This is a genomic window from Marinobacter sp. L-46 (genome assembly GCF_056859535.1).
Window position 1 is genome coordinate 15,291 of the sequence record NZ_JBSXOP010000045.1, and the last position, 24,162, is coordinate 39,452.

General features: G+C 60.7%; 27 protein-coding genes. 13 read left to right on the plus strand and 14 right to left on the minus strand.

Annotated elements, in window-relative coordinates:
• Window positions 1-18: 18 nt before the first annotated feature.
• Window positions 19-1,476 (minus strand): Asp-tRNA(Asn)/Glu-tRNA(Gln) amidotransferase subunit GatA, encoded by a 1,458-nt coding sequence (gene gatA, locus AC13DJ_RS05060; protein ID WP_476131100.1) that lies wholly within the window; start codon window positions 1,474-1,476, stop codon window positions 19-21.
• Between the two features lie 33 nt (window positions 1,477-1,509).
• Window positions 1,510-1,797 (minus strand): Asp-tRNA(Asn)/Glu-tRNA(Gln) amidotransferase subunit GatC, encoded by a 288-nt coding sequence (gene gatC, locus AC13DJ_RS05065; RefSeq protein WP_482934025.1) that lies wholly within the window; start codon window positions 1,795-1,797, stop codon window positions 1,510-1,512.
• A 481-nt stretch (window positions 1,798-2,278) separates the two neighbouring features.
• Here gatC and AC13DJ_RS05070 point away from each other — a divergent pair, with 481 nt between their 5' ends.
• From AC13DJ_RS05070 to AC13DJ_RS05100, 7 genes are read left to right on the plus strand one after another with little or no spacing between them, the layout of a single operon-like run.
• On the plus strand, window positions 2,279-3,319 hold the full coding sequence (locus tag AC13DJ_RS05070) for a rod shape-determining protein (RefSeq protein WP_036219800.1): 1,041 nt from the start codon (window positions 2,279-2,281) through the stop codon (window positions 3,317-3,319).
• Between the two features lie 29 nt (window positions 3,320-3,348).
• On the plus strand, window positions 3,349-4,215 hold the full coding sequence (mreC, locus tag AC13DJ_RS05075; protein WP_474540235.1) for a rod shape-determining protein MreC: 867 nt from the start codon (window positions 3,349-3,351) through the stop codon (window positions 4,213-4,215).
• Window positions 4,215-4,691, plus strand: coding sequence for a rod shape-determining protein MreD (gene mreD, locus AC13DJ_RS05080; RefSeq protein ID WP_022989687.1), 477 nt, complete (start codon window positions 4,215-4,217; stop codon window positions 4,689-4,691). Before mreC ends, mreD begins: the two co-directional genes overlap by 1 nt.
• 4 nt (window positions 4,692-4,695) lie before the next feature.
• Window positions 4,696-5,298 carry a Maf family protein gene (locus AC13DJ_RS05085; RefSeq protein ID WP_474540230.1) on the plus strand — a complete coding sequence of 201 codons (603 nt, stop codon included), beginning with the start codon at window positions 4,696-4,698 and terminating at the stop codon, window positions 5,296-5,298.
• Complete coding sequence (rng, locus tag AC13DJ_RS05090; RefSeq protein ID WP_022989685.1) at window positions 5,295-6,776, plus strand: ribonuclease G; 1,482 nt, start codon at window positions 5,295-5,297, stop codon at window positions 6,774-6,776. The genes AC13DJ_RS05085 and rng overlap by 4 nt, the downstream gene beginning before the upstream one ends.
• Before the next feature lie 39 nt (window positions 6,777-6,815).
• Entirely contained in the window at window positions 6,816-10,538 is a 3,723-nt protein-coding gene (locus AC13DJ_RS05095) for a YhdP family phospholipid transporter (RefSeq protein WP_474540231.1), read from the plus strand.
• Between the two features lie 10 nt (window positions 10,539-10,548).
• Window positions 10,549-11,373 (plus strand): carbon-nitrogen hydrolase family protein, encoded by an 825-nt coding sequence (locus tag AC13DJ_RS05100; RefSeq protein WP_058341307.1) that lies wholly within the window; start codon window positions 10,549-10,551, stop codon window positions 11,371-11,373.
• 28 nt (window positions 11,374-11,401) lie between these two features.
• Here AC13DJ_RS05100 and yjgA read toward each other — a convergent pair whose 3' ends face one another.
• From yjgA to AC13DJ_RS05160, 12 genes are all read right to left on the minus strand, one after another.
• Window positions 11,402-11,929, minus strand: a complete 528-nt coding sequence (gene yjgA / locus AC13DJ_RS05105) for a ribosome biogenesis factor YjgA (protein WP_199457167.1) — start codon at window positions 11,927-11,929, stop codon at window positions 11,402-11,404.
• Window positions 11,930-11,947: 18 nt separating this feature from the next.
• Complete coding sequence (gene mgtE / locus AC13DJ_RS05110) at window positions 11,948-13,309, minus strand: magnesium transporter (protein ID WP_474540232.1); 1,362 nt, start codon at window positions 13,307-13,309, stop codon at window positions 11,948-11,950.
• Between the two features lie 86 nt (window positions 13,310-13,395).
• Entirely contained in the window at window positions 13,396-13,665 is a 270-nt protein-coding gene (locus tag AC13DJ_RS05115; RefSeq protein WP_482934026.1) for an HPr family phosphocarrier protein, read from the minus strand.
• Window positions 13,666-13,671: 6 nt separating this feature from the next.
• A complete protein-coding gene (gene rapZ / locus AC13DJ_RS05120; protein ID WP_094623923.1) occupies window positions 13,672-14,556 on the minus strand; it encodes an RNase adapter RapZ in 885 nt (294 codons plus the stop codon).
• 34 nt (window positions 14,557-14,590) lie between these two features.
• Window positions 14,591-15,061 carry a PTS IIA-like nitrogen regulatory protein PtsN gene (ptsN, locus tag AC13DJ_RS05125; protein WP_058341304.1) on the minus strand — a complete coding sequence of 157 codons (471 nt, stop codon included), beginning with the start codon at window positions 15,059-15,061 and terminating at the stop codon, window positions 14,591-14,593.
• 95 nt (window positions 15,062-15,156) lie between these two features.
• Entirely contained in the window at window positions 15,157-15,459 is a 303-nt protein-coding gene (hpf, locus tag AC13DJ_RS05130; protein WP_094623924.1) for a ribosome hibernation promoting factor, read from the minus strand.
• A gap of 96 nt (window positions 15,460-15,555) precedes the next feature.
• The gene (locus AC13DJ_RS05135) at window positions 15,556-17,088 is read right to left on the minus strand and encodes an RNA polymerase factor sigma-54 (protein ID WP_199457199.1); all 1,533 of its coding nucleotides are present in this window, start codon (window positions 17,086-17,088) and stop codon (window positions 15,556-15,558) included.
• A 133-nt stretch (window positions 17,089-17,221) separates the two neighbouring features.
• Complete coding sequence (gene lptB, locus AC13DJ_RS05140) at window positions 17,222-17,947, minus strand: LPS export ABC transporter ATP-binding protein (RefSeq protein ID WP_022989675.1); 726 nt, start codon at window positions 17,945-17,947, stop codon at window positions 17,222-17,224.
• Window positions 17,925-18,494 (minus strand): lipopolysaccharide transport periplasmic protein LptA, encoded by a 570-nt coding sequence (gene lptA / locus AC13DJ_RS05145; RefSeq protein ID WP_289102736.1) that lies wholly within the window; start codon window positions 18,492-18,494, stop codon window positions 17,925-17,927. The genes lptB and lptA overlap by 23 nt, the downstream gene beginning before the upstream one ends.
• A complete protein-coding gene (gene lptC, locus AC13DJ_RS05150; protein ID WP_199457169.1) occupies window positions 18,478-19,077 on the minus strand; it encodes an LPS export ABC transporter periplasmic protein LptC in 600 nt (199 codons plus the stop codon). Before lptC ends, lptA begins: the two co-directional genes overlap by 17 nt.
• Window positions 19,074-19,655 carry a KdsC family phosphatase gene (locus AC13DJ_RS05155; protein WP_482934027.1) on the minus strand — a complete coding sequence of 194 codons (582 nt, stop codon included), beginning with the start codon at window positions 19,653-19,655 and terminating at the stop codon, window positions 19,074-19,076. Before AC13DJ_RS05155 ends, lptC begins: the two co-directional genes overlap by 4 nt.
• Window positions 19,656-20,645 (minus strand): KpsF/GutQ family sugar-phosphate isomerase, encoded by a 990-nt coding sequence (locus AC13DJ_RS05160; RefSeq protein ID WP_482934028.1) that lies wholly within the window; start codon window positions 20,643-20,645, stop codon window positions 19,656-19,658.
• Window positions 20,646-20,782: 137 nt separating this feature from the next.
• On the opposite strand from AC13DJ_RS05160, the gene AC13DJ_RS05165 reads away from it, so the two are divergent.
• From AC13DJ_RS05165 to AC13DJ_RS05190, 6 genes are read left to right on the plus strand one after another with little or no spacing between them, the layout of a single operon-like run.
• Window positions 20,783-21,595 (plus strand): ATP-binding cassette domain-containing protein, encoded by an 813-nt coding sequence (locus AC13DJ_RS05165; RefSeq protein WP_482934029.1) that lies wholly within the window; start codon window positions 20,783-20,785, stop codon window positions 21,593-21,595.
• Window positions 21,592-22,374 carry a lipid asymmetry maintenance ABC transporter permease subunit MlaE gene (gene mlaE, locus AC13DJ_RS05170; protein ID WP_482934030.1) on the plus strand — a complete coding sequence of 261 codons (783 nt, stop codon included), beginning with the start codon at window positions 21,592-21,594 and terminating at the stop codon, window positions 22,372-22,374. Before AC13DJ_RS05165 ends, mlaE begins: the two co-directional genes overlap by 4 nt.
• Window positions 22,375-22,396: 22 nt before the next feature.
• The gene (gene mlaD / locus AC13DJ_RS05175; RefSeq protein WP_022989668.1) at window positions 22,397-22,846 is read left to right on the plus strand and encodes an outer membrane lipid asymmetry maintenance protein MlaD; all 450 of its coding nucleotides are present in this window, start codon (window positions 22,397-22,399) and stop codon (window positions 22,844-22,846) included.
• Between the two features lie 38 nt (window positions 22,847-22,884).
• Window positions 22,885-23,538: an MlaC/ttg2D family ABC transporter substrate-binding protein gene (locus tag AC13DJ_RS05180; RefSeq protein ID WP_058341295.1), complete on the plus strand. Its 654-nt coding sequence runs from the start codon at window positions 22,885-22,887 to the stop codon at window positions 23,536-23,538.
• Window positions 23,535-23,846 carry an STAS domain-containing protein gene (locus tag AC13DJ_RS05185; protein ID WP_199457174.1) on the plus strand — a complete coding sequence of 104 codons (312 nt, stop codon included), beginning with the start codon at window positions 23,535-23,537 and terminating at the stop codon, window positions 23,844-23,846. Before AC13DJ_RS05180 ends, AC13DJ_RS05185 begins: the two co-directional genes overlap by 4 nt.
• A 60-nt stretch (window positions 23,847-23,906) precedes the next feature.
• Entirely contained in the window at window positions 23,907-24,155 is a 249-nt protein-coding gene (locus AC13DJ_RS05190; RefSeq protein WP_022989665.1) for a BolA family protein, read from the plus strand.
• Window positions 24,156-24,162: the final 7 nt, after the last annotated feature.

Here is a 24,162-nt window from a genome sequence, read left to right on the forward strand (position 1 = left end):
TCGTCTCCTAGTCCGGGCTTATTGGGGTTCACGTTGGTGCCAGTCGGTCACCTGCTGGAACTGATGGGCGGCGTTCAGCAGGCGGGCTTCGGAGAAGTAGTCCCCGATAATCTGCAGCCCCACCGGCAAGCCGTCAACAAACCCGGCCGGCACCGACATGGCCGGAATGCCCGCCAGGTTGATGGCGATGGTGAACACGTCTTCCAGGTACATGGACACCGGATCGGTGTTCTTCTCGCCCTGTTTGAACGCCGGTGTTGGCGACACCGGGCTCATCAGCACGTCCACTTCTTTAAACGCATTGATGAAATCCTGCTGGATCAAACGCCGAACCTTCTGGGCTTTCAGGTAATAAGCATCAAAGTAACCGGCGGACAGGGCATAGGAACCCACCAGAATCCGGCGCTTCACCTCGTTACCAAACCCTTCCGCCCGGGTGCGGGTGTACAGATCCATCAGGTCTTTCGGATCTTCACAGCGGTAGCCGTAACGCACACCGTCAAACCGGGACAGGTTGGCGGACGCCTCTGCCGGCGCAATCACGTAATAAGCCGCAATGGCCAGCTTCGCGTTCGGCAGCGACACTTCCTTCACCGTCGCGCCCAGCTTTTCATACTCGCGAATGGCATTGCGAACCTGCTCTTCCATAGCCGGAGCCAGCTGGTCGCTGAAGTATTCCTTCGGCAAGCCAATCTTCAGGCCCTTAAGCGGCTCGTTCAGGGTGGCCGTGTAATCCGGAACCTCCCGGTCGATACAGGTGGAATCCTTCGGATCGTGCCCCGCCATCACATTCATCATCAACGCCGCGTCCTCTGCCGTGCGCGCCATCGGCCCGCCCTGATCCAGGGAAGATGCAAAGGCAATCATCCCGTACCGGGACACCCGGCCGTAAGTCGGCTTCAGGCCAGTAATGCCACACAGCGCCGCTGGCTGGCGAATAGAACCGCCGGTATCCGTCCCCGTCGCTGCCGGCACCAGCCTCGCGGCAACCGCAGCGGCAGAACCACCGGAAGAACCACCCGGCACCCGCTTGTCACCGCTGGACAGCCCCCAGGGATTGGTCACCGCGCCATAGAAACTGGACTCGTTGGACGAACCCATGGCGAACTCATCCATATTGGTCTTGCCCAGACACACCGCACCGGCCGCCTTGAAATTGGCGGTTACCGTGGCGTCGTAAGGAGGCACAAAATTATCCAGCATCTTCGAACCACAGCTGGTGCGAACCCCGCTGGTGCAGAAGATATCCTTGTGAGCAAACGGCACCCCGGTCCACACCGTGGCCTTACCGGCTGCGCGCATCTCATCAGCGGCCTTCGCCTCAGCCAGCGCCTGCTCGTCGGAGATGGTAATAAAGCTGTTGTACTTGCCGTCTTCAGTCTTCAGACGGTCCAGGAACTGCTGAGTCAGCTCCACACTCGAAATCCTGCCACTCTCCAGCTCTCTGGAAAGCTCTGCTACAGACTTGTTATGCATGATAAATCCCGAAATCTCTGATGGACGACCAAATCACTCAATAACCCTGGGCACCAGATACAACCCATCCTCGGTAGCCGGCGCAATCGCCTGGAACGCCTCCCGATGATTGGTCTCGGTAACCACATCCGGCCGCAGCTTCTGCACCGCATCCAGCGGATGCGCCATGGGCTCCACCGAATCGGTATCTGCGGCACTCAACTGGTCCACCAGATCCAGGATATTGCCGAGATCTTTCTCCAGAGCCGAAACCTGCTCGCCGTCCACCTTGATGCGGGCGAGCACGGCAACTTTTTCGATGTCCTCGCGGGAAATGCTCACGTTGCCTCCAATAGAAGAGTGTGTGAAAACAATTTAATGCAATGATACCCAGCCGCAGAAGCAGGTTGTGTTTGAAACTGCACTGCCGCCTGGGGATGCCTTGGGGAACCGCCTTCCGAAAATTTGCGGAGCCATGGATGGCGGAGCAGAAGCGCCACATGGGCTCAGCCGAGCGCTTATGAAGCAAAGCTTCATGCGACTGCTGAGCGACCGCAATCTGTGATTGCGGGCCGGACCCAGCAGGGGCCGAAGGAGCGGTTTTCGGAAGGCGGTTCCCCAAGGCATCCTTGCACGAATAAAAAAACAAGCCGCTTATATTACCAGAATCCCGCCAGAGATTGGCCCCGGAACACGCCCAAAAATGTGAGAATGGTAAGCTCCCGCCCCGGATGGCGCCTTGCCTGAAAATGGCGCCACTGCTAAAGTTGCCGGATTCTTCTACATCCGCAACCGCAACTCTCAGGTTGAAACTACACTAATGCTGATCAAAAGACTCCGAGGCCTGTTCTCAAGCGACCTGTCCATCGACCTGGGCACCGCCAACACACTGATTTTTGTACGTGATCGCGGAATCGTACTGGACGAACCCTCCGTTGTCGCCATCCGCACCAGCGGGTCCCAGAAAATGGTCGCCGCCGTAGGCGCCGAAGCGAAGCGCATGCTTGGCCGTACCCCGGGCAACATTACCGCCATCCGCCCGATGAAAGACGGCGTGATTGCAGACTTCGTAGTCACCGAAAAAATGCTCCAGCACTTCATCCACAAAGTGCACGAAAACAGCTTCATCACCCCGAGCCCCCGCGTACTGGTGTGTGTGCCCAGCAAATCCACCCAGGTAGAACGCAAAGCCATCCGCGAATCTGCCCTGGGCGCCGGCGCCCGTGAAGTGTTCCTGATTGAAGAGCCCATGGCGGCGGCCATCGGTGCCGGCCTGCCGGTAGAGGAAGCCAGCGGCTCCATGATTGTCGACATCGGCGGCGGCACCACCGAAATCGCCATCATCTCCCTGAACGGCATCGTTTATGCGGATTCCGTGCGTGTCGGCGGCGACAAATTCGACGAAGCCATCGTCACCTACGTGCGCCGCAACTACGGCAGCCTGATCGGTGATTCCACCGCCGAGCGCATCAAGCACGAAATCGGCTGCGCCTACGAAGGCCTGGAAGTGCGCGAAATCGACGTTCGCGGTCGCAACCTGGCTGAAGGTGTTCCCCGGGCCTTCACCCTGAACAGTGAAGAAATCCTGGACGCCCTGCAGGAATCCCTGGCCCAGATCGTCCAGACCGTGAAAAGTGCTCTCGAGCAGTCTCCGCCCGAACTGGCCTCTGATATCGCAGAGCGCGGCATCGTATTGACCGGTGGTGGCGCCCTGCTGCGTGGCCTCGACAAACTCATCAGTGAAGAGACCGGTCTGCCGGTGATCATCGCCGAAGACCCGCTCACCTGTGTCGCCCGTGGTGGCGGCAAGGCGCTGGAAGTCATTGATCGCGGTGGCATCGGAATGTTCTCCCAGGAGGGGTGACCCCGTGGGAGGGCTAAGCCATTAAGACCATCTTCGTTCAGGGGCCGGTTCCCGGCTTCAGACTTCTGCTTGTGATTCTGGTATCGGCAGCGTTAATCGCTGCCGATGGCCGTTTTGACAAGCTGGCACCGGTGCGCAGCGTGATTGCTACCGGCCTTGGCCCCGTCTACTGGCTGGGCAACGCGCCCTACCGCTTCAGCGACTGGTTCTCCGGCCTGTTTGTCAGCCGCGACGACCTGCAGCAGGAGAACGAAGAACTCAAAACCCGCCTGCTCATTCTCGAGCGCCGGGCCCTCAAATACGCCGCCCTGGCGTCTGAAAACAACGAACTGCGCCGCTTGCTGAACTCCTCCGAAGTGCTGGACGACCGGGTGATTGTCGGCGAAGTGGTTGCGGTCTCCCCTGACCCTTTCTCCCATGAGGTTGTCATCAACAAAGGCAGTAACGACGGTGTAACCGCCGGGCAGGCGGTGCTCGATGCCGAAGGCCTGCTGGGCCAGGTGATCCAGACCAGCCAGTTTACCTCCCGGGTCTTGCTGGTGTCGGACAGCAGCCATGCCGTGCCCGTGGAAGTGGTTCGCAACGGCCTGCGCTCGATTCTGCTGGGTAACGGCGAGACCGACGAACTGGAGCTGGTGCATGTGCCCGACACTGCCGATATCCGCGAAGGCGATATGCTGGTGAGCTCGGGCCTGGGCGGTCGTTTTCCCCGGGGCTATCCGGTGGCAGAAGTCAGCAGCATTTCCAAGGAGCCGGGCGAGCCCTTTGTGGATATTGTCGCCGTGCCAAAGGCCCGGCTGAACCAGAGCCGCCTGGTACTGGTGGTGTTCCAGCAGAAGGATGAGCCAGCCGAAGCCCCGCTGGTACCGCTCGGAGAAGTGGAGGAGCAGAACTGATGTTGTCGGTGATCAGCTACCCCCTGTTTGCCCTGACGGTTGTGCTGGCGCTGGTGCTCAGTATTTCCTGGTTCCCGGTGGGCTGGTTCGAGTTCCGCCCCGAGTGGCTGGGGCTTATCGTCTTTTACTGGACCTTCCGGGCGCCTGCTCAATTCGGCATCGTGATGGCCTGGTGCCTGGGTCTGTTGCTGGATATCCTGGAATCCACACCGCTGGGCGTCAACGCCATGGCCATGGCCCTGATTGCCTTCCTGGTTCTGACGGTTCATCACCGCCTGCGCATGTATCCCTTGCCCCAGCAGTGTCTGATGGTGTTTCTGTTAGTGGGCATCAACCAGATGCTGGTGCATTTCGTTAAACAGCTGTTCGGCGCCGACACACCCGGCTTCAGTTACCTGTGGCCGGCGCTGACCAGTGCCGTCGCCTGGCCCTTCGTGTCTGGACTGCTCGACAGCCTGAACCGCAAACTCGGATAACCCTATGACCGGCCTGATCCTGGCATCTGCTTCTCCCCGACGTGCCGAGCTGCTGAGCCAGATTGGCGTAAGCCACCGGGCCTGCCCGGCGGATATCGACGAAACCCCGCTGGCCGGCGAATCCCCTGAACACTACGTAGAGCGGCTGGCCCGGGAAAAGGCCCTGGTGGTTGCTGCTGGCCATCCGGACAACCTGGTGCTGGGCTCAGACACCACCGTGGTATTGGCCGGCGAGATCCTGGCCAAGCCGGAGTCGGATGACCATGCTTGCAGTATGCTGTCCCGTTTGTCCGGGCAAACCCACCAGGTCATGACCGCCGTGGCGCTCGCCAGGGGAAGCGATTGCCAGTCCCGGGTGAGCATCAGCGAAGTAACGTTCCGTACCCTGGACGAGCCGGAAATTCGGGCCTACGTGGCCAGTGGTGAGCCGATGGATAAGGCCGGCGGCTACGGCATTCAGGGCCGTGGCGGTATTTTTGTCAGGGAACTGAAAGGCAGTTACAGTGCCGTAGTGGGATTGCCACTACAGGAAACCGCCGAATTACTCGCTCAGGCCGGTTGTCCGGTCTGGCAGAACTGGCCGCGCAGTAAGGAAAACCAGGTATGAGCGAAGAAATTCTGATCAACGTAACCCCGGTGGAAACCCGGGTGGCACTGGTTGAAAACGGCATGTTGCAGGAAGCCTATATCGAGCGGACCAGCCGCAAAGGCATCGTTGGCAACATCTATAAAGGCAAGGTGGTTCGGGTGCTGCCGGGCATGGAAGCAGCATTCGTGGATATCGGCCTGGAACGGGCGGCGTTTATCCATGCCTCTGACGTAGCCTGCACCCAACAGCCCAGCGACGAAGGCGGAGACGGCCCGAAAACCGTGCCCGACATCCGCACCCTGCTGCGCGAAGGCCAGTCCCTGGTGGTGCAGGTCACCAAGGACCCGATTGGCACCAAGGGCGCTCGCCTGACCACCCAGTTATCGATCCCGTCCCGCTATCTGGTCTTTATGCCCGGGGTCAGCCACGTCGGTATTTCCCAGCGCATCGAAGACGAAACCGAACGCGCCCGCCTGAAAACCCTGATCGAAGAAGCCGCGGCCGAAGACAGCGACGTGCAGGGCGGTTACATCATCCGCACAGCGGCAGAAGCTGCCCAGGCGGAAGAGTTGATCGCCGACATGACCTACCTGCACCGGCTGAGTGTGTCTATCAAGGAACGGATCGGCAAGGTGCAGGCTCCGGCCGTTGTTTACCAGGACCTGCCGCTGTTTATCCGCACCATCCGGGACCTGATCCGGCCGCAAACCGAAAAGGTACGCATCGACAGCCGCGAGAGCTACCAGCGGGTGATGGAGTTTGTGCGGGAGTTTGTTACCGAGTTTGCCGACAAGGTTGAGTACTACCCCGGTGAGCGACCGATCTTCGACCTGTATTCCGTGGAAGATGAAATCCAGAAGGCGCTCAGCCGCAAGGTGCAGCTGAAGTCCGGTGGCTATGTGATCATCGACCAGACCGAGGCAATGACCACCATCGACATCAACACCGGCGCCTTTGTCGGCCACCGGAACCTTGAAGAAACCATTTTCAAGACAAACCTGGAAGCGGCCCGGGCTATCAGCCGGCAACTACGCCTGCGCAACCTCGGCGGCATCATCATTATCGATTTTATCGACATGGAAGACCCGGAGCACCAGCGCCAGGTGCACCGCATGCTGGAAAAAATGCTCGAGCGGGACCACGCCAAGACCAAGATTACCGGGGTGTCGGAACTCGGGCTGGTGGAGATGACACGCAAGCGCACCACCGAAAGCCTGGGCCAGGTGTTGTGCGAGCCGTGCCCGATTTGCGATGGTCGGGGTTTCCTGAAAACGGCCGAAACGGTGTGCTATGAAATTTTCCGGGAGATCCTGCGGGTAAACCGGGCCTACGAGGCGGAAAACTACCTCGTGATGGCGTCCCAGAAAGTGGTAGACCGGCTGCTGGACGAAGAATCCGACAACGTGGCCGACCTTGAAACCTTTATCAGTAAGACCATTCGCTTCCAGGTAGAGCCTTTCTACAGCCAGGAGCAGTACGATGTGGTTCTGCTCTGACGCCTGACCGGCGGAACCAGCCGGGGAGTTCTCTGCCATATGTCGAGCCGCGATCAGAACACCGATCAGCCGGAGCTGCCAAAAAGCGGCCCGGTTGGCCGGCTATTGGAGCTGATTGCAGGCGCGGTCTGGTGGTCGATCCTGGTGGTTCTGGTATTGCTCGCCCTGTATGCCGGCATCGGCCGGCAGCTGACCGCCCAGGTCGACCGCTTTTCCGACCGTATTGCGGCTGAAATATCTGCCCAGACCGGGCTGGATGTAGATATTACCCGGCTGTCCTCCAGCTGGAACTGGCTCGACCCGTCCCTGACCGCCTCCGGACTGACGCTCTCCAATCCCGATTCCGGCCGCACCATTGCCGAGCTGGAACACCTGCGCCTGCGGCTGGATTTCCTGGCGTCGGTATCACGGCTTCGGCTGGTGTTCGAGGATTTCGAGGCCGATGGTCTGGTGCTTACCCTGATTCGGGCACTCGGAGACCAGCTCTCGGACCCGGTCGAGCAGATGGCTGAACTGGAACCGCTCAATGAAGGGGCAGCCCGGGAGTGGCTGAAGCTGGCGGGCCAGTGGTTGTCGGAGCCGGAGGTACGGATTACCCGGGTTAGCCTGGCCATCGGCCAGAACGAGGACGACCTGCGCCATCTCTATATTCCCAGACTTGATTTGCTGTATACCCGTGGTCTGTTCCAGGCCTCCGGCCGTGCCATGCAAAGCGGCATGGCCACCCAGCTGGCCAGTTTCGCGCTGGTAGGCCAGCGCTTTTTCCGGGGCGACTTTACCGGCCAGCTGTATGTGGATGTGGATTCGGGCCGCCTGTTTGATGGCCTGATCGACGACCTGAGCTGGCGCGGCATCCGGGTGGAAGGGTTCGATCTGGGCGGACGGGCCTGGCTGACCTTTGAAAACGGCAACTTGCAGCAGATACAGGGCACCCTGGAAACCCCGTACCTTCAGCTGGGTGTCGGCATGGCGTCACTGGCTCCGCTGGAAGACATCAGCACCCGCTTTGGCTGGCGCCGGGGCGGCGACCTGATGCTGCAGGAGCTCAAGTGGCAATGGGATGGCGACCAGGTGGAACCGTTCAGTGTGCGCCTGCTGAACCAGCCCGATTCCTCTGCGCTGGTGGCTGATGCGGTGCCGCTGGGCCCGATCCGGCGGCTGGTGCGGGCTCTGTCTGTCTTGCCCGAGGTGGCCGAAGATGCACTGGACCACTACCGCCCCACCGGCTATCTGGACGACATGCTGCTGGATTTGCCGGAGCAGACCCGGGATTTCATGTTGTCCGGGCAGGTAAGGGGCTTAGGGGTTGAGCCTTGGCGCGGCGCACCTGGTGCCACCGGGCTCAACGGCCGTCTGCAGCTGACAGCCGATCAGGGCTTTGTTGAGCTGGATACCCACCAGCCTGTCACCCTGGGTTTCCCGGAATTGTATACCGGCAGCTGGGCTTTTAACGCCATGACCGGCCGGGTGTCCTGGCAAGTGTCTGGTGGTGTCAGCCGGGTTCGGGCAGATGACCTGGTGTTTTCCTATCAGGACAATACCCGCCTGACCGGTGCCTTCGAGCTGCGGCTGGACCGCGCCGGGGACGACTACCTGGGCCTGCGCGTAGGCGTGGAGAACGCCGAGGCCGGAATGCTGGCGGAATTTGTACCATCGAAAGTGGTCGACGAGGGGCTGTATCAGTGGCTCACCACCCGGATTACCGAAGCCGACATCACCGGCGGCCAGTACTATGGTCACGGCCGGATTGATTCCGGCGCGCCCAAAGGCTCCTTTGTGTCATCCATGTGGTACGAGTTCGAGAATGCCCGGGTTCGCTACGACGACCGCTGGCCGGAGGTAGAGGCCGCCGCCGGCCGGGTTGAAGTCCAGAATGCCGACACCCTGGTTACCCTGAACAGGGCCCGGACCGGGGGCCTTGAGGTCAGCGAAGGCGTGGTCCGGGTGGTGCCGGGCAGTGACGAGCAGCCTACCCGGGTGCTGGTGGATGTGGCATCCGGCGTGCCGGGCGAGGCAGTCGCCTGGTGGATGGCGAACAGCCCCTTGGGCGAACTGGCAGGGCAGGCGGTCAGTGGCGCCGGGTTTGCCGGCCAGTTCCAGCTCGGCCTGAACATCGATATTCCCCTGAGCGATGGCGCTGATACCGCCGTGCAGGCCCGGGTTCAAACCGAAAACGGCGGTTTCCGCCTGCCAGGGCCCGACCTCAGCTGGACCGGAATCCGCACGGACCTGACCTACCACACCGAACGGGGTTTTTCCGGTGGCCCGGTCCATGCCCGTTTTATGGATCAGCCGGTCAGCGTCTCGTTCACACAGAATGCGGCGGGTGATGCACTGTCGATCCGCCAGGACGGCCGCCTGGCCCTGCCGGCGTTCTTGCAGCAGTGGGAGCCGGGTGAGGACAGCAGCTTTGGCCTGGCGGGTACCCTGGATTACAGCGCGCGGATGCGGATTGATGCCAGCGGGCCCTCGAGCATTGTGATGACCTCCGACCTTGCCGGCCTGAACGTAGACTGGCCGGAACCGCTGGGCAAAACCGCCGACCAAACCGCGCAGCTGGAAGCCCGGGTTGATCCTTTCGCTCCGGAAGGTGTGCGCATTACCGGAGACTGGCAGGACCGGATGGCGTTCGACCTGCTCTGGAAGGAGTCTGCCGTGGACCTGCAGTTTGATTACCTGAGCCTGGGCAGCCACCGGCTCACCGATATCACCATCAGCGCGCTGGACCTGGGCGACCGCTGGGTGGTCAATACCGAATCGGAACGGGCCGCCGGCCGGGTTGTTATTCCGCAGGGCGACGGCGTGGTTGAGGTCGACCTGCACATCCTGCACCTAAGTCGGGAGGACGCTTCAACCGAACAGGACCAAGCGCCTGAGCTGCTGACCCTGGAGCAACAGCTGGAAGCCTTCCGCCAGCTGGATATTGGCAGCTGGCCGGATGTGGACGGCCGCATCAGTAACCTCAAGCTTGGGGGTGAGTCGGCGGGCAGCTGGAGCTTCCGGTTGCGCCCGGCCCCGCACCAGCTGAATGTGGAGGCGATTGAAGGCCGCCTGGGTGCCCTGGAACTGGCAGGTGACATGGTCTGGCGGGTCGTGGATGACCGGGAAACCACCCGCTTTCAGGGCCAGCTGACCGGCGGTGCCCTGAAAGACCTGGAAGCCCTCACCGGCAGCTCCATCCCCATGACCAACCAGGCCACGGCGGTGGAGCTGGATATTGACTGGCCTGGCGGCCCCAATGATATCGGCCTGAGTGCGCTCAGCGGGGAAGTCAGCGTGCGGCTGGACGATGGCGTGATCCTGGAGCAGAACAACTCGGCCCAATTGTTCCGGGTCTTCAACCTGCTGAACACCGACACTTTGTGGCGCCGCCTGCGCCTGGACTTTTCCGACCTGTACGAGCGGGGTGTGGCCTTTGATGCCATTTCCGGCAAGGCCCGCATCAGTGACGGGCTGGTTACCATGGACCCGGAGCTGCAACTGGTGGGCCCATCCGGTGCCTTCAAGATCAACGGCTCCACCAACATGGCCGATGAAAGCCTGGATATGCGACTGGTGGTGGTGTTACCGGTTACCCAGAACCTGCCCCTGGCTGCCATACTGATGGGAGCCAGCGCTCCGATTGGTGGCGCCTTGTTTGTGCTGGACAAGATCCTTGGCGACCCCTTGAGCAAACTGACCAGCGCCACCTACAGTGTCACCGGTAGCTGGAGCGAACCCAAAGTTGATCTGCGCAGTGTATTTGATACTGCCGAACAGTAAGGAGGGAAGGATGACACAGGTAGCCGCCATACAGATGGTCAGCAGCCACGATGTTGCAGCCAACCTGGACGAAGCCGGGCGCTTGCTGGCCGAAGCCGCAGGGCAGGGCGCGAAGGTGGCCGTGCTTCCCGAGAACTTTGCCGTACTGGCCACGGGGAAGATGCGTGGCTGCGGTGAGCAGGAGGCCGGGCCGGAACCGGTCATCCGCCGTTTCCTGGCTGACCAGGCCCGGCAAAACAAACTCTGGATTGTCGGCGGCTCCCTGCCGCTGGCGAACCGGCCTGACGGCAGCGATATTCCGGACCGGGTGCGGGCCAGCTGCCTGGTGTATGACGACCAGGGCCACGAAGTCGCCCGCTATGACAAAATCCACCTGTTCGATGCCATGGTGGACGATGCCCACGGCCAGTACCGGGAGTCAGACAGCTTCGAGCCCGGGCAGCAGGTGGTTACTGTGGATACGCCGGCGGGCAGGCTGGGGCTGGCAATCTGCTACGACCTGCGCTTCCCGGAGCTGTTCCGGGCGCTACGGGAGCAAGGGGCGGACTGGGTGTGCCTGCCCAGCGCCTTCACCTGGCAAACTGGTGATGCCCACTGGCATGCCCTGATTCGCGCCCGGGCCATCGAGAACCAGGTATGGGTGGTTGCAGCGGGGCAGGGTGGCCAGAACAGCGAACGCCGCAAAACCTACGGCCATAGCTTGATTTGTGATCCCTGGGGCGAGGTGGTCTGCGAACTAGAGCAGGGCCCCGGCGTGGTGCTGGCCGACCTGGACCTGGAGCGGCTGGAACAGCTGAGAACCCGCATGCCGGTGTGGCAGCACCGGCGCTTGTAAAGCGGTGGGGCGTTGCGCCCCACCGTGATTACTGCTGCTCGGCGTCGTCGATCCATTCCCGCAGGGCGCGGAACAGTTTTCGGGACTGGCCGGTATTCTTCTCTTTCTCCACATCCTTGCGGGCGTTGCGCACCAGGTTGCGCAGATGCTGCACCTCGGCGGTCGGACAGTAGTCAATAAACTCGCCCACTACCTTGTCGCCCTCGGCAATCATCCGGTCGCGCCAGCGCTCGGCCAGGTGGTGCCGGCGCGTGTGTTCCTCGCTGCCGGCGTGGAAGGCATCAATGGCCCGGCTCACTGCTTCAGGGTCATCTTCCTGGCGGATCACCTTGCCGATGTATTGCAGGTGCCGGCGCCGGGCTTCGCGCTGGTTAATCCGGCGTGATTCCACAATGGCGGCTTTCAGGGTTTCGCTGATGGTCAGCGAGGCCAGTTGTTCATCGCTCAGGTCCAGCATGCGTTTGCCCAGTTCCTGCAGGGCGTGCATTTCCCGTTTGAGCTGGGATTTACTAGGGCCGAAATCTTCCTCGAACTGGTCTTCGTGTTGGTCTGTCATGGCAATAAGGCTTGTCTGTCAGGCGTAGAAAAGGGTGGCCAATCCCAGGAAGGCCATGAAACCGACAACATCGGTTACCGTTGTCAGGATAACGCTGCCGGCCAGCGCCGGGTCAATGTTCCGGGATTTCAGGAACAGGGGCAACACCGTGCCCACCAGGGCCGCAGCTACCAGGTTGATCACCAGGGCAGCGGCAATTACCGCACCAATCAGCCAGTCGTTAAACCAGAGCACCGCGGCTGTCGCCACCACCAGGGCCCATAACAGGCCGTTGAGTACGCCGGAAAGAAACTCCCGGTTCAGCAGCCAGCCTACGTTGGCGCCGCTGATCTGGCCCACGGCCATGCCGCGGATAACCAGGGTCAGGGTCTGGCTGCCGGCAATGCCGCCCATGCTGGCTACGATGGGCATCAGTACCGCCAGGGCAACCACCTGCTGGATGGTTTCTTCAAACAGGCCGATGACTGCCGAGGCGGTAAAGGCAGTAATCAGGTTTACGCCCAGCCAGACCGCCCGGCGCTTGGTGGTTTTCATCACCGGGGCAAATGTGTCTTCGTCTTCGTCCAGGCCGGCCATGCTCATCAGGGAGTGGTCGGCATCATCCCGGATAACGTCGACCACGTCATCGATGGTGATCCGGCCCAGCAGCCGGTTGGTTTCATCCACCACCGGCGCGGAGATCAGGTCGTAGCGCTCGAACAGGGTGGCAACCTTGGTGTCGGACAGGGTGACGTGGATCGGCTCTATATCGGTATCCATGACCTCCCGCACGGTGGCACCGGGATTGGATACCAGCATGCGGGTAATGGGAAGAATACCGATAAATTCGTCGCGCCGGCTGACCACAATCAGGCTGTCGGTCATCGGCGGCAGGGTACGGTGCCGGCGCAGGTAACGTAGAACAACGTCAATGGTGATGTCCGGGCGCACCGTCACCGTATCGGTGTTCATCAGACCACCGGCGGTGTCTTCCGGGTACGAGAGTACTTCCTCTACCCGCTGCCGGTCCTGCTCGTCCATGGTGTCCAAGACTTCCTGGATCACCGTATCCGGCAGCTGCTGCAGCAAGTCGGCCAGGTCGTCCGATTCGAAGTCTTCCAGCAGGTTGGCCAGTTCCTGGGCGTTGAACTCGCTCAGGAAGTCGGCCCGGATGTCGTCCGACATGTACTGGAGGACTTCACCTTCCAGTTGTTTGTCGACCAGCTTCCACAGCAAAACCCGCTGCCGTGGCGGGGAAGATTCCAGCAGGTGGGCAATATCACTGGGGCTCAGGCCGCCATTCAGGATGCGCGCTACCTGTTTGAGGGCACCACTGTCGAGGGCCTCACTGAGGGAGCGAAGCCGCTGTCGGGCCTGACTTTTTTCCAGAATGTCGGTCATGAAACCACCTGCGATCAGAAAACCTTTGTATTATAGCGGAGTTAGGTTACACAGGTGAGGAAGACTTGCAGGTGAATTACGAAGTTTTATTCACCCTCGCCGAAATAGTCGTCGATCAGTGCAATCAGGGCGTCGATGGCTTCCTGTTCGTCCGGGCCATCGGCGGTCAGCTCCACTTCGGTGCCCTGGCTGGCGGCCAGCATCATCACCTGCATGATGTTGCGGGCATCCACTTCCCGGCCCTTGGCCTTCAGGGTGATCTTGCTGTCAAACCGGGAGGCGGTGGTCACCAGCTTGTTGGTGGCCCGGGCGTGCAGCCCGAGCTTGTTGATAATTGTGATGGGGCGGCAGATCATGGCGGCTCAGATCTCTCCCCGGGCTTGCAGGTGAGGCAACTCGGTATGGCGCACCTGCACGTTGCGGTACTGCTTGCGGAAGTAAGCGCCCAATTGCTCGCACACATACACCGACCGGTGCTGGCCACCGGTGCAGCCGATGGAAATGGTCATGTAGCTGCGGTTGCTGTCGGCAAAGGACGGTAGCCAGGTGTTCAGGAAACCGGTGAGGTCGTCCACCATTTGCCCGGTCAGCGGTTCCCGCTCCAGGAAATCGATTACCGGCTGGTCGGTGCCGGTGTGCTTGCGCAGGCTGGTGTCCCAGTACGGATTGGGCAGGCAGCGCACGTCGAATACATAATCGGAATCTACCGGCACGCCGTGCTTGAAACCGAATGACTGGAACAGCAGGGCGATTTCCTGTTCCTTGCGGCCGGCCACCCGCTGTTTCACCATGTCGCGCAACTCGTACATGGATAGGCCGGTGGTGTTGATATACAGGTCGGCCAGCTTCGACAGCGGTTCCAGCAGCTGTTTCTCGTTGCTGATGGCTTCGCGCAGAGAGGTCTTGTCGTCGCTCAGGGGGTGCTTGCGCCGGGTGGCGTGGAACCGTTGGAGCAGGGATTGCTCGTCGGCATCCAGGAAGATGATTTCGATCTCGATCCCGGTATCACCCAGCCGCTGGTAGATGTCCTCGAAATTGGCCAGTTCACCGGACAGGTTGCGGGCATCGATACTGACCGCCATTTTCTTCAGGCGGCCGGGGGCCTCGTGGGCCACGGCTTCCCGGGTCAGGGGAAACAGCAGGCCGATGGGCAGGTTGTCTATGCAATAGAACCCCAGGTCTTCCAGTACGTGCAGTGCCGTACTTTTGCCCGACCCGGACCGGCCACTGACGATGATCAGCTTCATGGTTAGGCTTCTCCCGTACTTTGACAGCCCTCGGTTACTGGCTGTCGGTGGTCATGCCCTTATACAGGGAGTCGGCATCCTGGCATTTGCGCAGGCGCTCGCAGAATGCGCTGTCGTTGAAACGTTCAGCAAGCTGGCTCAACAGCTCCAGGTGCTCGCTGGTGGCTTCTTTGGGCACAACCAGGGCAAACACCAGGTCTACCGGCTGGTTGTCGATGGCATCGAAGTCCACCGGCTCGGCCAGGGTCATCAACACTCCGATTACCCGATCCAGGCCTTCCAGGCGGCAGTGGGGTATGGCGATACCCTGCCCGATACCTGTGCTGCCAAGACGCTCCCGGGACACCAGGTTGTTGAAGATGTCGTTATCGTTGAGAGTCTCGTCCTGATAGTGAATCCGCTCGGCAATAAACTCCAACACCCGTTTCTTGCTGGACGCCGGTACCTGGCACAGCGTCAGTGCAGGGGCCAGGATGTTGTCGATGGTCAGGGATGTATCGCTCATGGATTAACTGTGAACCCGTAAAAAAAAGGCTGCGGCCGGTAGCCCTGCCGCAGCTCGTTCGATTGAATTACCCGGTAGCCTGCGCCTGAAGGCGCTTAGCCGTTACCGTGCATCCGGTCTACGTTCTTTTCCTTGTGCTTGAGGATCTGGCGGTCAAGCTTGTCCACCAGGGCATCGATTGCCGCGTACATATCCTCGTTTTCAGCCTTTGCGTGAATCTCGCCACCAATTACGTGGAGGGTAGCTTCAGCCATCTGGCGAACTTTCTCAACTTCCAGCGTCACCTGACAGTTACTGATGTGGTCAAAGTGGCGCTCAAGCTTCTCGAACTTGGTGTTGACGTAATCCTTCAGTGCAGGGGTCAGTTCTACGTGATGGCCTGAAATGTTGAGTTGCATTGGCGTCTCCTGTTGTCATCATGCCGGCGTTCCGCCGGACTGAGTACCAGAGCTTCGTGCCCCGGTGAATATTGGTAAACGATTGCCGGTAAAGGCTTAAACCAGTCGCTTGCGTTCGTTCGAAGGAGGTATGTGCATGGCCTCCCGATACTTGGCCACGGTGCGCCGGGCCACGTTGATACCCTGTTCCCCTAGCATGGCCGCAATTTTGCTGTCGCTCAACGGCTTTTTCGGGGTTTCCTCTGCAATCAGTTTCCTGATCATGGCACGAATTGCCGTAGAGGAACACTCCCCGCCTTCGGCGGTGCCCACGTGGCTGGAGAAGAAATACTTCAGCTCGAAGATGCCCCGGGGTGTGTGCATGTATTTCTGGGTGGTTACCCGGGAGATGGTGGACTCGTGCATCTCCACGGCCTGGGCGATGTCCGACAGGATCAGGGGCTTCATGGCCTCCTCACCCTGGTCCAGGAAGCCCTGCTGGTGCTCGACAATGCGGGTGGCCACTTTCAGCAGGGTTTCGTTGCGGCTCTGCAGACTCTTGATAAACCACTTGGCTTCCTGCAGCTGGTCGCGCAGGTAAGTGTTGTCGGCGCTGCTGTCGGCCCGGCGAATCAGCGAGGCGTAACTGGCGTTCACCCGGATGCGCGGAGCAATTTCCGGGTTCAGTTCCACCCGCCACCGGCCTTCATGCTTGCGCACGATCACATCGGGGATTACGTAGTCGGTATCACCGTGATCAATCACATCCCCCGGTTTCGGGTTCAGGCTGGTAATCAGGGCCAGGACTTCCCGCAACTGGTCTTCCTTCAGCCGGCTGCGGCGCAGCAGCTGCGCGTAGTCACGGTTGCCCAGCAGGTGCAGGAACTGGGTGACAACCTGGCGCGCCTGGCGCAGCCAGGGGGTGTCCGGTGGCAGCTGGTTCAGCTGGATCAGCAGGCATTCCTGAAGGTCCCGGGCAAACACACCCGGGGGGTCGAAATGCTGCAGCCGGTGCAGCACGGCTTCTACCTCATCCAGGTCCAGTGGGTCTTCATCGCTGTCTTCACGCAGGCCGGCGTGGATTTCGTCCAGCGGCGAGGTGAGATAGCCCCGGTCGTCCACGGCGTCCATCAGGGCGTGCGCGATGGCCTGGTCCCGTTCGCTCAGGGGGGTGAGGTTCAGCTGCCATTCCAGGTGATCCCGCAGGGTTTCCGTAGGGGAGTTGCGGGTTTCGAAGTCCGAGTCGTTCTCGTCGTCGTCTTTCGGAGTGCTGGCCGGGGCGGTTTGGTAGATGTCTTCCCAGGCGGTATCGACCGGCAGGTCGTCAGGAATGGTGTCGGTAATGTCGTTTTCCGAGTTCCAGTCCGGCCCGTTTTCGGATTCGTCCCAGTCGTTGCTGCTTTCCGGGGCGTTGTCATCCTGGGCGCTGGCGGTTTCGTTGTGCTGGTCGTCAGAACTTTGCTGTTCGGTGGTGTCGTCCGGGCCGTGGTCGTCGTCCTCGGCGGTTTCCAGCATGGGGTTGGAGTCCAGCGCCTGCTGGATTTCCTGCTGGAGATCGAGGGTAGAAAGCTGCAACAGGCGGATGGCCTGCTGCAACTGGGGCGTCATGGTCAGGCTCTGGCCCAGTTTTAGCTGTAACGAGGCTTTCATAACCATGGCTTTAGATCCATAACAGACTGGTATCCCGGTAAAAAATCGAATTTCCTTGCAAGATCTTTGCCGAGTTTACTTGTTACCGTTCTGCAACACAATCAGACCTCGGTGAAAGGGCGGGGCGCTCCGCTTAAAGGCGGAATTCGTCCCCCAGATACACCTCTTTTACCTGCTGGTTGGCGAGGATGGCCTCGGAGTTGCCGGAGGCAATGATGTGGCCGCCGGACACAATGTAGGCGTTCTCACAGATGTCCAGGGTTTCCCGCACGTTATGGTCGGTAATCAGTACGCCAATGCCCTTATCCCGCAGGTGCCGGATAATGTGTTTGATGTCGCTGACGGAAATGGGGTCTACCCCGGCGAAGGGCTCGTCCAACAGGATGAAGGCAGGCTCCATGGCCAGGGCCCGGGCAATTTCCACCCGGCGACGTTCGCCACCGGACAGGGCCATGCCGAGGCTGTCCCGGATATGGGTGATGTGGAATTCTTCCAGCAGCTCTTCCAGCTTGGCTTCCCGGTCGGCCCGGTTCAGGCCCTTGCGGGTTTCCAGGATGGCCATGATGTTGTCCCGCACGGTGAGTTTGCGGAATACCGAGGCTTCCTGGGGCAGGTAACCGATGCCCTTACGGGCGCGGCCGTGCATGGGCAGCGGAGTGATGTCCTGGCTGTCGATGGTGATGCGGCCCCGGTCTGCCGGCACCAGGCCTACGATCATGTAAAAGCAGGTGGTTTTGCCTGCGCCATTAGGGCCCAGCAGGCCGACGATTTCTCCGGAGCGGATCTCCAGGGAAACATCCAGGACCACTTTTTTCTGCTTGTAGCTTTTGGCCAGATTACTGGCCCTGAGTACTGCCATCAGAACCTTCCCCGTTACTGGACTGGCCGGTGTTACGCGGCTGGATGACCATTTCGACCCGGCCGGAACCGCCGGTTTCTGTATTGCCGCCCTCGGCGGTGACCACCCGGCTGACCGTATTGTAATGAATAACATCACCCTTGAAGGTGTTGCCCGCCTGTTCGATGACGGCCTGGCGCTCGAAGGTCAGCTGGTTGTCTTTCGCGGCCCAGGTAATGTTCAGGGCGCTGGCATTGGTCATGCCTTCGCCTTCCCGGGAGGGCTGGCGGTAATGGGCGGGTGATCCACTGGCTTCAATGCGGCTCAGGCCCTGGTCGTCCCGGTACAGCACCGCCCGCTGGGCTTCCAGCCGGGTGCTGCCCTGCACCAGTTCCACGTCGCCGGTGTAGGTGGCCACGCCGGCGCTGTCATCCAGCCGGGCGGAGTCGGCACTCACCTGGATGGGGGTGTTCGAGTCCATATCAAAGGCCATCGCCGGGGCGGCCAGCATCAGCGCGGCAGCCAGCAGCGCCGGCGGATAAAAACGGAGCTTACCTGACGGTTTCATATTGCCCTTCCACCCGGGAGTTGAGTTCCAGTATGCGTTGATCAATCCAGGCCTTCATGCCGGTGGCCTGGGTGGTACCGAACGGCTCGGTAATGGTTACCGGCAGGTCGGTGAATACGGTGCCTTCGTTGTTGTCCAGGGTCAGCGCTTCCGTGGCCAGCGTGGCCCGGGAGTCGCCGCTGGTGCGCAGTACGGTCACGTTACCTTCCAGGTGCATCAGCCCCTGAGACTGCAGCAGGCTACCTGCATCGGCTTCAATTATCCACGGTTCGGCCTCACCCTCGCCGAACAGGCGGGCGCTCGGGTCTGTCATCCTGGCGCTGCTGTCGTGATCGAACTGCTCGATGCGGGGGCTGGTCATGTGGATTTCCAGGGTGCCCTGTTCATTCCAGGCCCGGTAGTCGGCGCCCACCACGAAGCCGTCCGGCTCGGCGGGGCCCCGAAGCTGTGCCGCTTCGGGATCGGGTACCGGTGGCTCGCCGCTTTGCCACATCAGGTAAATCGTGGCGGCAACAGTAGCCGCCAGGGCCAGGGTGCGCAGCCAGGGTTTGCCGGCCTGTGAGGAAAAGAACCGCCGGATCATGCCCGGTCGTCCTGTGATTCGGCCAGGTAGGGGGCCAGGGTGTTTTCCAGCTGGCCCTGGGCCCAGAGAATCAGTTCGCAGGCTTCGCGCACGGCGCCCTGACCGCCCGCTGCCTGCGTGCAGTAGTCGGCATGCTGACGGACCAGCCAGTGGCCGTTGGGCACGCTGATGCCAAGGCCCGCGTACTGCAGGGCAGGGAGGTCCGGCAGGTCATCGCCCATGTAGCCGATTTGCCCGGCGGTAATGTCCATGTCAGCCACCAGTTCCTGCAAGGCCACCCGCTTGTCTTCCCGGCCCTGCATCAGGTGGCTGATGCCCAGGTCGTTCATGCGCTTTTCGGTGAGCGGCGAGCGCCTGCCGGTAATCACCGCCACGGTAATGCCGGCGTGCATCAGCTGTTTCAGGCCCAGGCCATCCAGGATGTTGAAGGTTTTCAGCTCGTCGCCGCCGGCGCTGAAGTACAGGCGGCCATCACTCATAATGCCGTCTACGTCAAAGGCCACCAGGCGGATGGCGGCGGCTTTGGCTTTCAGTGCGTCGTTCCACTGGTTTTGCAGGGGGTGAACCATGCCGGTCATTCAGATAACCCCCGCGCGCAGCAGGTCGTGCATGTTGATGGCGCCGGTCAGCTGGCCGTTTTCATCGGTGACCGGCAGGGCGTTGATCTTCAGTTCTTCCATCATGTTCAGGGCTTCGGCGGCCAGGTGGTCGGCGCGGATGGTTTTGCCGTGGCGGGTCATGACATCCCGGATGACAGTGGTGTGCACATCCACGGATTTATCCAGGGTACGGCGCAGGTCACCATCGGTGAAGATGCCGGTCAGTTCGTCCTTTGTATTCACTACCGTGGTCATACCCAGACCCTTGCGGGTGATTTCCAGCAGCGCGGTGCTGAGGCTGACATCTTCGGTGACTTTCGGAATTGCATCGCCGGAATGCATGATGTCGGAGACCCGCAGCAGCAAGCGCCGGCCCAGGCTGCCGCCGGGGTGGGAGAACGCGAAGTCTTCGGCGCTGAAGCCGCGGGCTTCCAGCAGGGCCACGGCCAGGGCATCGCCCATCACCAGGGTGGCGGTGGTACTGGAGGTGGGGGCCAGGCCCAGGGGGCAGGCTTCAATAGCCACGCTGACATCCAGGTTGGCGATGGCTTCCTTGGCCAGGACCGAGTTGGGGTTGCCGGTCATGCTGATCAGCGGAGCGCCCATGCGCTTGATCAGGGGCAGGATGGTAACCACTTCGCTGGTGCTGCCACTGTTGGAGATGGCAATCACTACGTCCTGCGGGGTAATCATGCCCATGTCGCCGTGGCTGGCTTCGCCGGGGTGTACAAAGAATGAAGGCGTGCCGGTGCTGGCCAGGGTGGCGGCAATCTTGTTGCCGATGTGGCCGGATTTGCCCATGCCGGTCACCACCACGCGGCCCTTGCAGGCCATGATGACCTCGCAAGCCCGGGTGAAGTCGCCATTAATGCGGCCCTCAAGGGCTTCGATAGCTTCCCGTTCGATGCGGATAGCCCGCAGGGCAGAGGTGCGGTAGTCCTGGCCACCTGAAGAGTTGGAGTCTGTCATCTCGGCTGGTTTTCCCTCTGTCCGCTTGCTTGGTTTGGCTGCCCCGGCTACCATCCGGGCCGTGAGCGATTGGCTGGCAAGTATATCATTTATGAACCTCTTGTCTTAATGTAGGCGCTCCCCGAGAAGGATGGATTATGGAGTCATCTGCTTACATAACACTTAAGGATGTGGTGTTTTCCCGAGGTGGTCGCCGCATTTTCGACGGCGTAACGCTGGATATACCCAAGGGCAAGATCACCGCCATTATGGGCCCCAGCGGCACCGGCAAGACCACGCTTTTGCGCCTGATCGGCGGCCAGCTAAGGCCGGATTCCGGGCAGGTTTCCGTGGACGGCCATAATGTGCCGGCCCTCAAGCGCAAAGACCTTTACCGGTTGCGGGAAAAGATGGGCATGCTGTTCCAGAGTGGTGCCCTGTTCACTGACCTGAGCGTTTATGAAAACGTGGCCTTCCCGCTGAGGGTGCACACCAGGTTGCCGGAAGACATGATTCGCGACATCGTGCTGATGAAGCTTGAGGCCGTGGGCCTGCGTGGTGCCCGTAAACTCATGCCTTCCGAACTGTCCGGCGGCATGACCCGCCGGGTTGCACTGGCCCGTAGCATTGCCCTGGACCCGGAACTGATCATGTACGACGAGCCGTTTGCCGGGCAGGACCCCATTGCCATGGGCGTGCTGGTGAAGTTGATCCGGGATCTGAACAGTTCCATGGGGCTGACCAGCGTGCTGGTCTCCCACGATGTGCCGGAATCTCTCAGTATTTGCCACTACGCCTGTATCCTGGCGGACGGTAAGGTGATCGGAGAAGGTACTCCGGAGGAACTGCGCCAGCATCCGTCTGACCGAGTCCAGCAATTTCTGAATGGCCAGCCCGATGGCCCGGTGCCGTTCCATTATCCGGCCAGCGATGCCGCTGCGGACTTCGGCGTAAACGGAGGCGCACTATGATCGACCGTATTGCCGCCCTGGGCCGTGGCGGGTTGGATGTGATTTCTTCCTTTGGCCGGTCCGGGCGTTTCCTGGTGGGCGTTCTGGCAGGCATTCCCCGGCCGGCGACCGGGTTTCCGCTGTTGCTGCGCCAGTTGTATTTTGTCGGTGTACTGTCGCTGGCCATTGTGGTGGTGTCCGGGCTGTTTATCGGCATGGTGCTGGGCCTGCAGGGTTACACCATTCTCAGCGATTACGGCTCCGAGGCTGCGATCGGCCAGATGATCGCCCTGACGCTGGTGCGTGAGCTGGGGCCGGTGGTAACGGCTCTGCTGTTTGCCGGTCGGGCTGGTTCAGCATTGACTGCAGAGATCGGCCTGATGAAAGCCACCGAGCAGCTTTCCAGTATGGAGATGATGGGTGTGGACCCCTTGCGCCGGGTGATTGCGCCCAGGCTCTGGGCCGGATTTATCGCCATGCCGGTGCTGGCCATGATTTTCTCCGTAGTCGGTATCTGGGGTGGCATGCTGGTGGGCGTGGACTGGCTGGGCGTGTTCGAAGGCGCCTTCTGGGGCAACATGCAGTCGTCAGTGGATTTTGTGGATGACGTACTGAATGGCGTTATCAAGAGCGTGGTGTTCGGTTTTGTCTGCGCCTGGATTGCGGTGTATCAGGGCTATGATTGTGTGCCCACCTCCGCCGGCATCAGTTCTGCCACCACCAAAACCGTTGTTTATTCATCGCTGGCGGTGCTCGGGCTGGACTTCGTCCTGACGGCCGTCATGTTCGGCGATTTCTGATCAAATTTTCAGGGAGCCTGCAATGGCACAAAGAACCACAGAAGTAATCGTAGGCCTGTTCATGATCGCCGGGTTGGCCGCCCTGCTGTTCCTGGCGTTGCAGGTGAGCGGACTGTCTCCGAAATCGGCTGGTGATCGTTACACCCTCTATGCCAACTTCAATGACACCGGAGGCCTGGCGCCCCGGGGCAAGGTGTCGATGGCGGGTGTCACCATCGGTGCCATCGAATCCATCGAGCTGGATACCGAAACCTTCCAGGCCCGGGTAGTGCTGGCTATCGATGCCGGTATCGACAATATCCCGGCGGACAGTGCAGCAGTAATACGTACATCCGGCCTGCTGGGAGATCAGTACATTGATATATCTGTTGGTGGCGACCTCGAGTCCCTGAGCCCGGGCGACACCTTTTATTCCACTCAGTCTGCCATGAATCTCGAGCGGCTGATCAGTAACTTTGCCTCCGGACGCTGATGCGGGGCAGAGCACAGAAACGAATGCGGGAGAACACAATGCTTGCCCTGAAACAACGATTCATCTGGATGTTTGCCATGGTTGCCCTGGTGGCGGGCCAGGCCTGGGCCGGTCCGGAAGATGACCTGAAACAGTATGTAGACGAAAACACCCAGAAGCTGGTGCAGAAGCTCAATGAAGAAAAGGGCCTCTACGAGCAGGACCCGGAAGCCTTCTATGCCAGCATGGATGAAACCCTGGACCAGTTTGTGGATTTTCGCCGCATTGCAGCCCGGGTAATGGGGCGCTACGCTCGCCAGACCTCTCCCGAACAGCGGGACGAGTTTGTGGCCAAGTTCAAGCGCAGCCTGTTCGATAGCTACGCCCAGGCGCTGGTGAGTGCCGAGAACTTCGAAATCAACGTGCTGGACGCGGAAATCCTGGCTCAGAACGACGACCGTGCGTCTGTGCAGATGGAAGTAATCAGCGCGTCCGGCAACCGCTATCCGGTCACCTACTCCATGTACCGCAATGGCGAAGGCCGCTGGATGATGGAGAACGTGATTGTGGAAGGCGTGAACATCGGCCTGGCATTCCGGGATCGCTTTGCCCAGGAAATGGAGCAGAACCGTGGCCAGGTTCAGGCCGTGATTGATGGTTGGGGCGATGCTGTTGAAGCCCTGAAGCTTGATGAGGAGCTGGACCGTTCATGACCGCTCCGGCTGTCGAGCTCTCAGGTAATACTCTCGCCGTAACCGGTGAGGTGAACGCCGATACCGTGATCGCCCTGCGCAAGCAGGGTGAACAGTTGATCGGGGCGGCCAGCGTCCCGTTAACCGTTGACCTTTCCGGCCTGGCCACCGCCCACAGTGTGGTGTTGTCCATGCTGTTGTGCTGGCACCGGCTGGCCCTGGGAAAACAGCAACCCCTCACCTTTCAGGGTGCCAGCGACCGCCTGTTGTCGCTGGCCGCCCTCAGCAATCTGGAAGACCAGATTCCCGGATTTGCCACACACAGCTGACCGGCGCCCGGGAATTGGTTACAATTCCGCCCCTGATTTCAAACCAGTCGAGGAATCCCTATGGACGCCGCCCAGGTTACCGAACTTGTTAAAGAAGCCCTGCCCGGTTGCGAGGTTCAGGTACAGGTCGATGGCAGCCACTACCTTGTGGTTGCTGTGGGTGACGTATTTGAAGGCCTGCCCACCATCAAACGGCAGCAGATGATCAACAAGGTACTGTTCCAGCACATTATGGACGGCACCATTCACGCCCTTCACCCGAAAGCCTACACCCCGAGCGAGTGGGCCGAGCGGCAGGCCCAGGCCTGAACAGCAC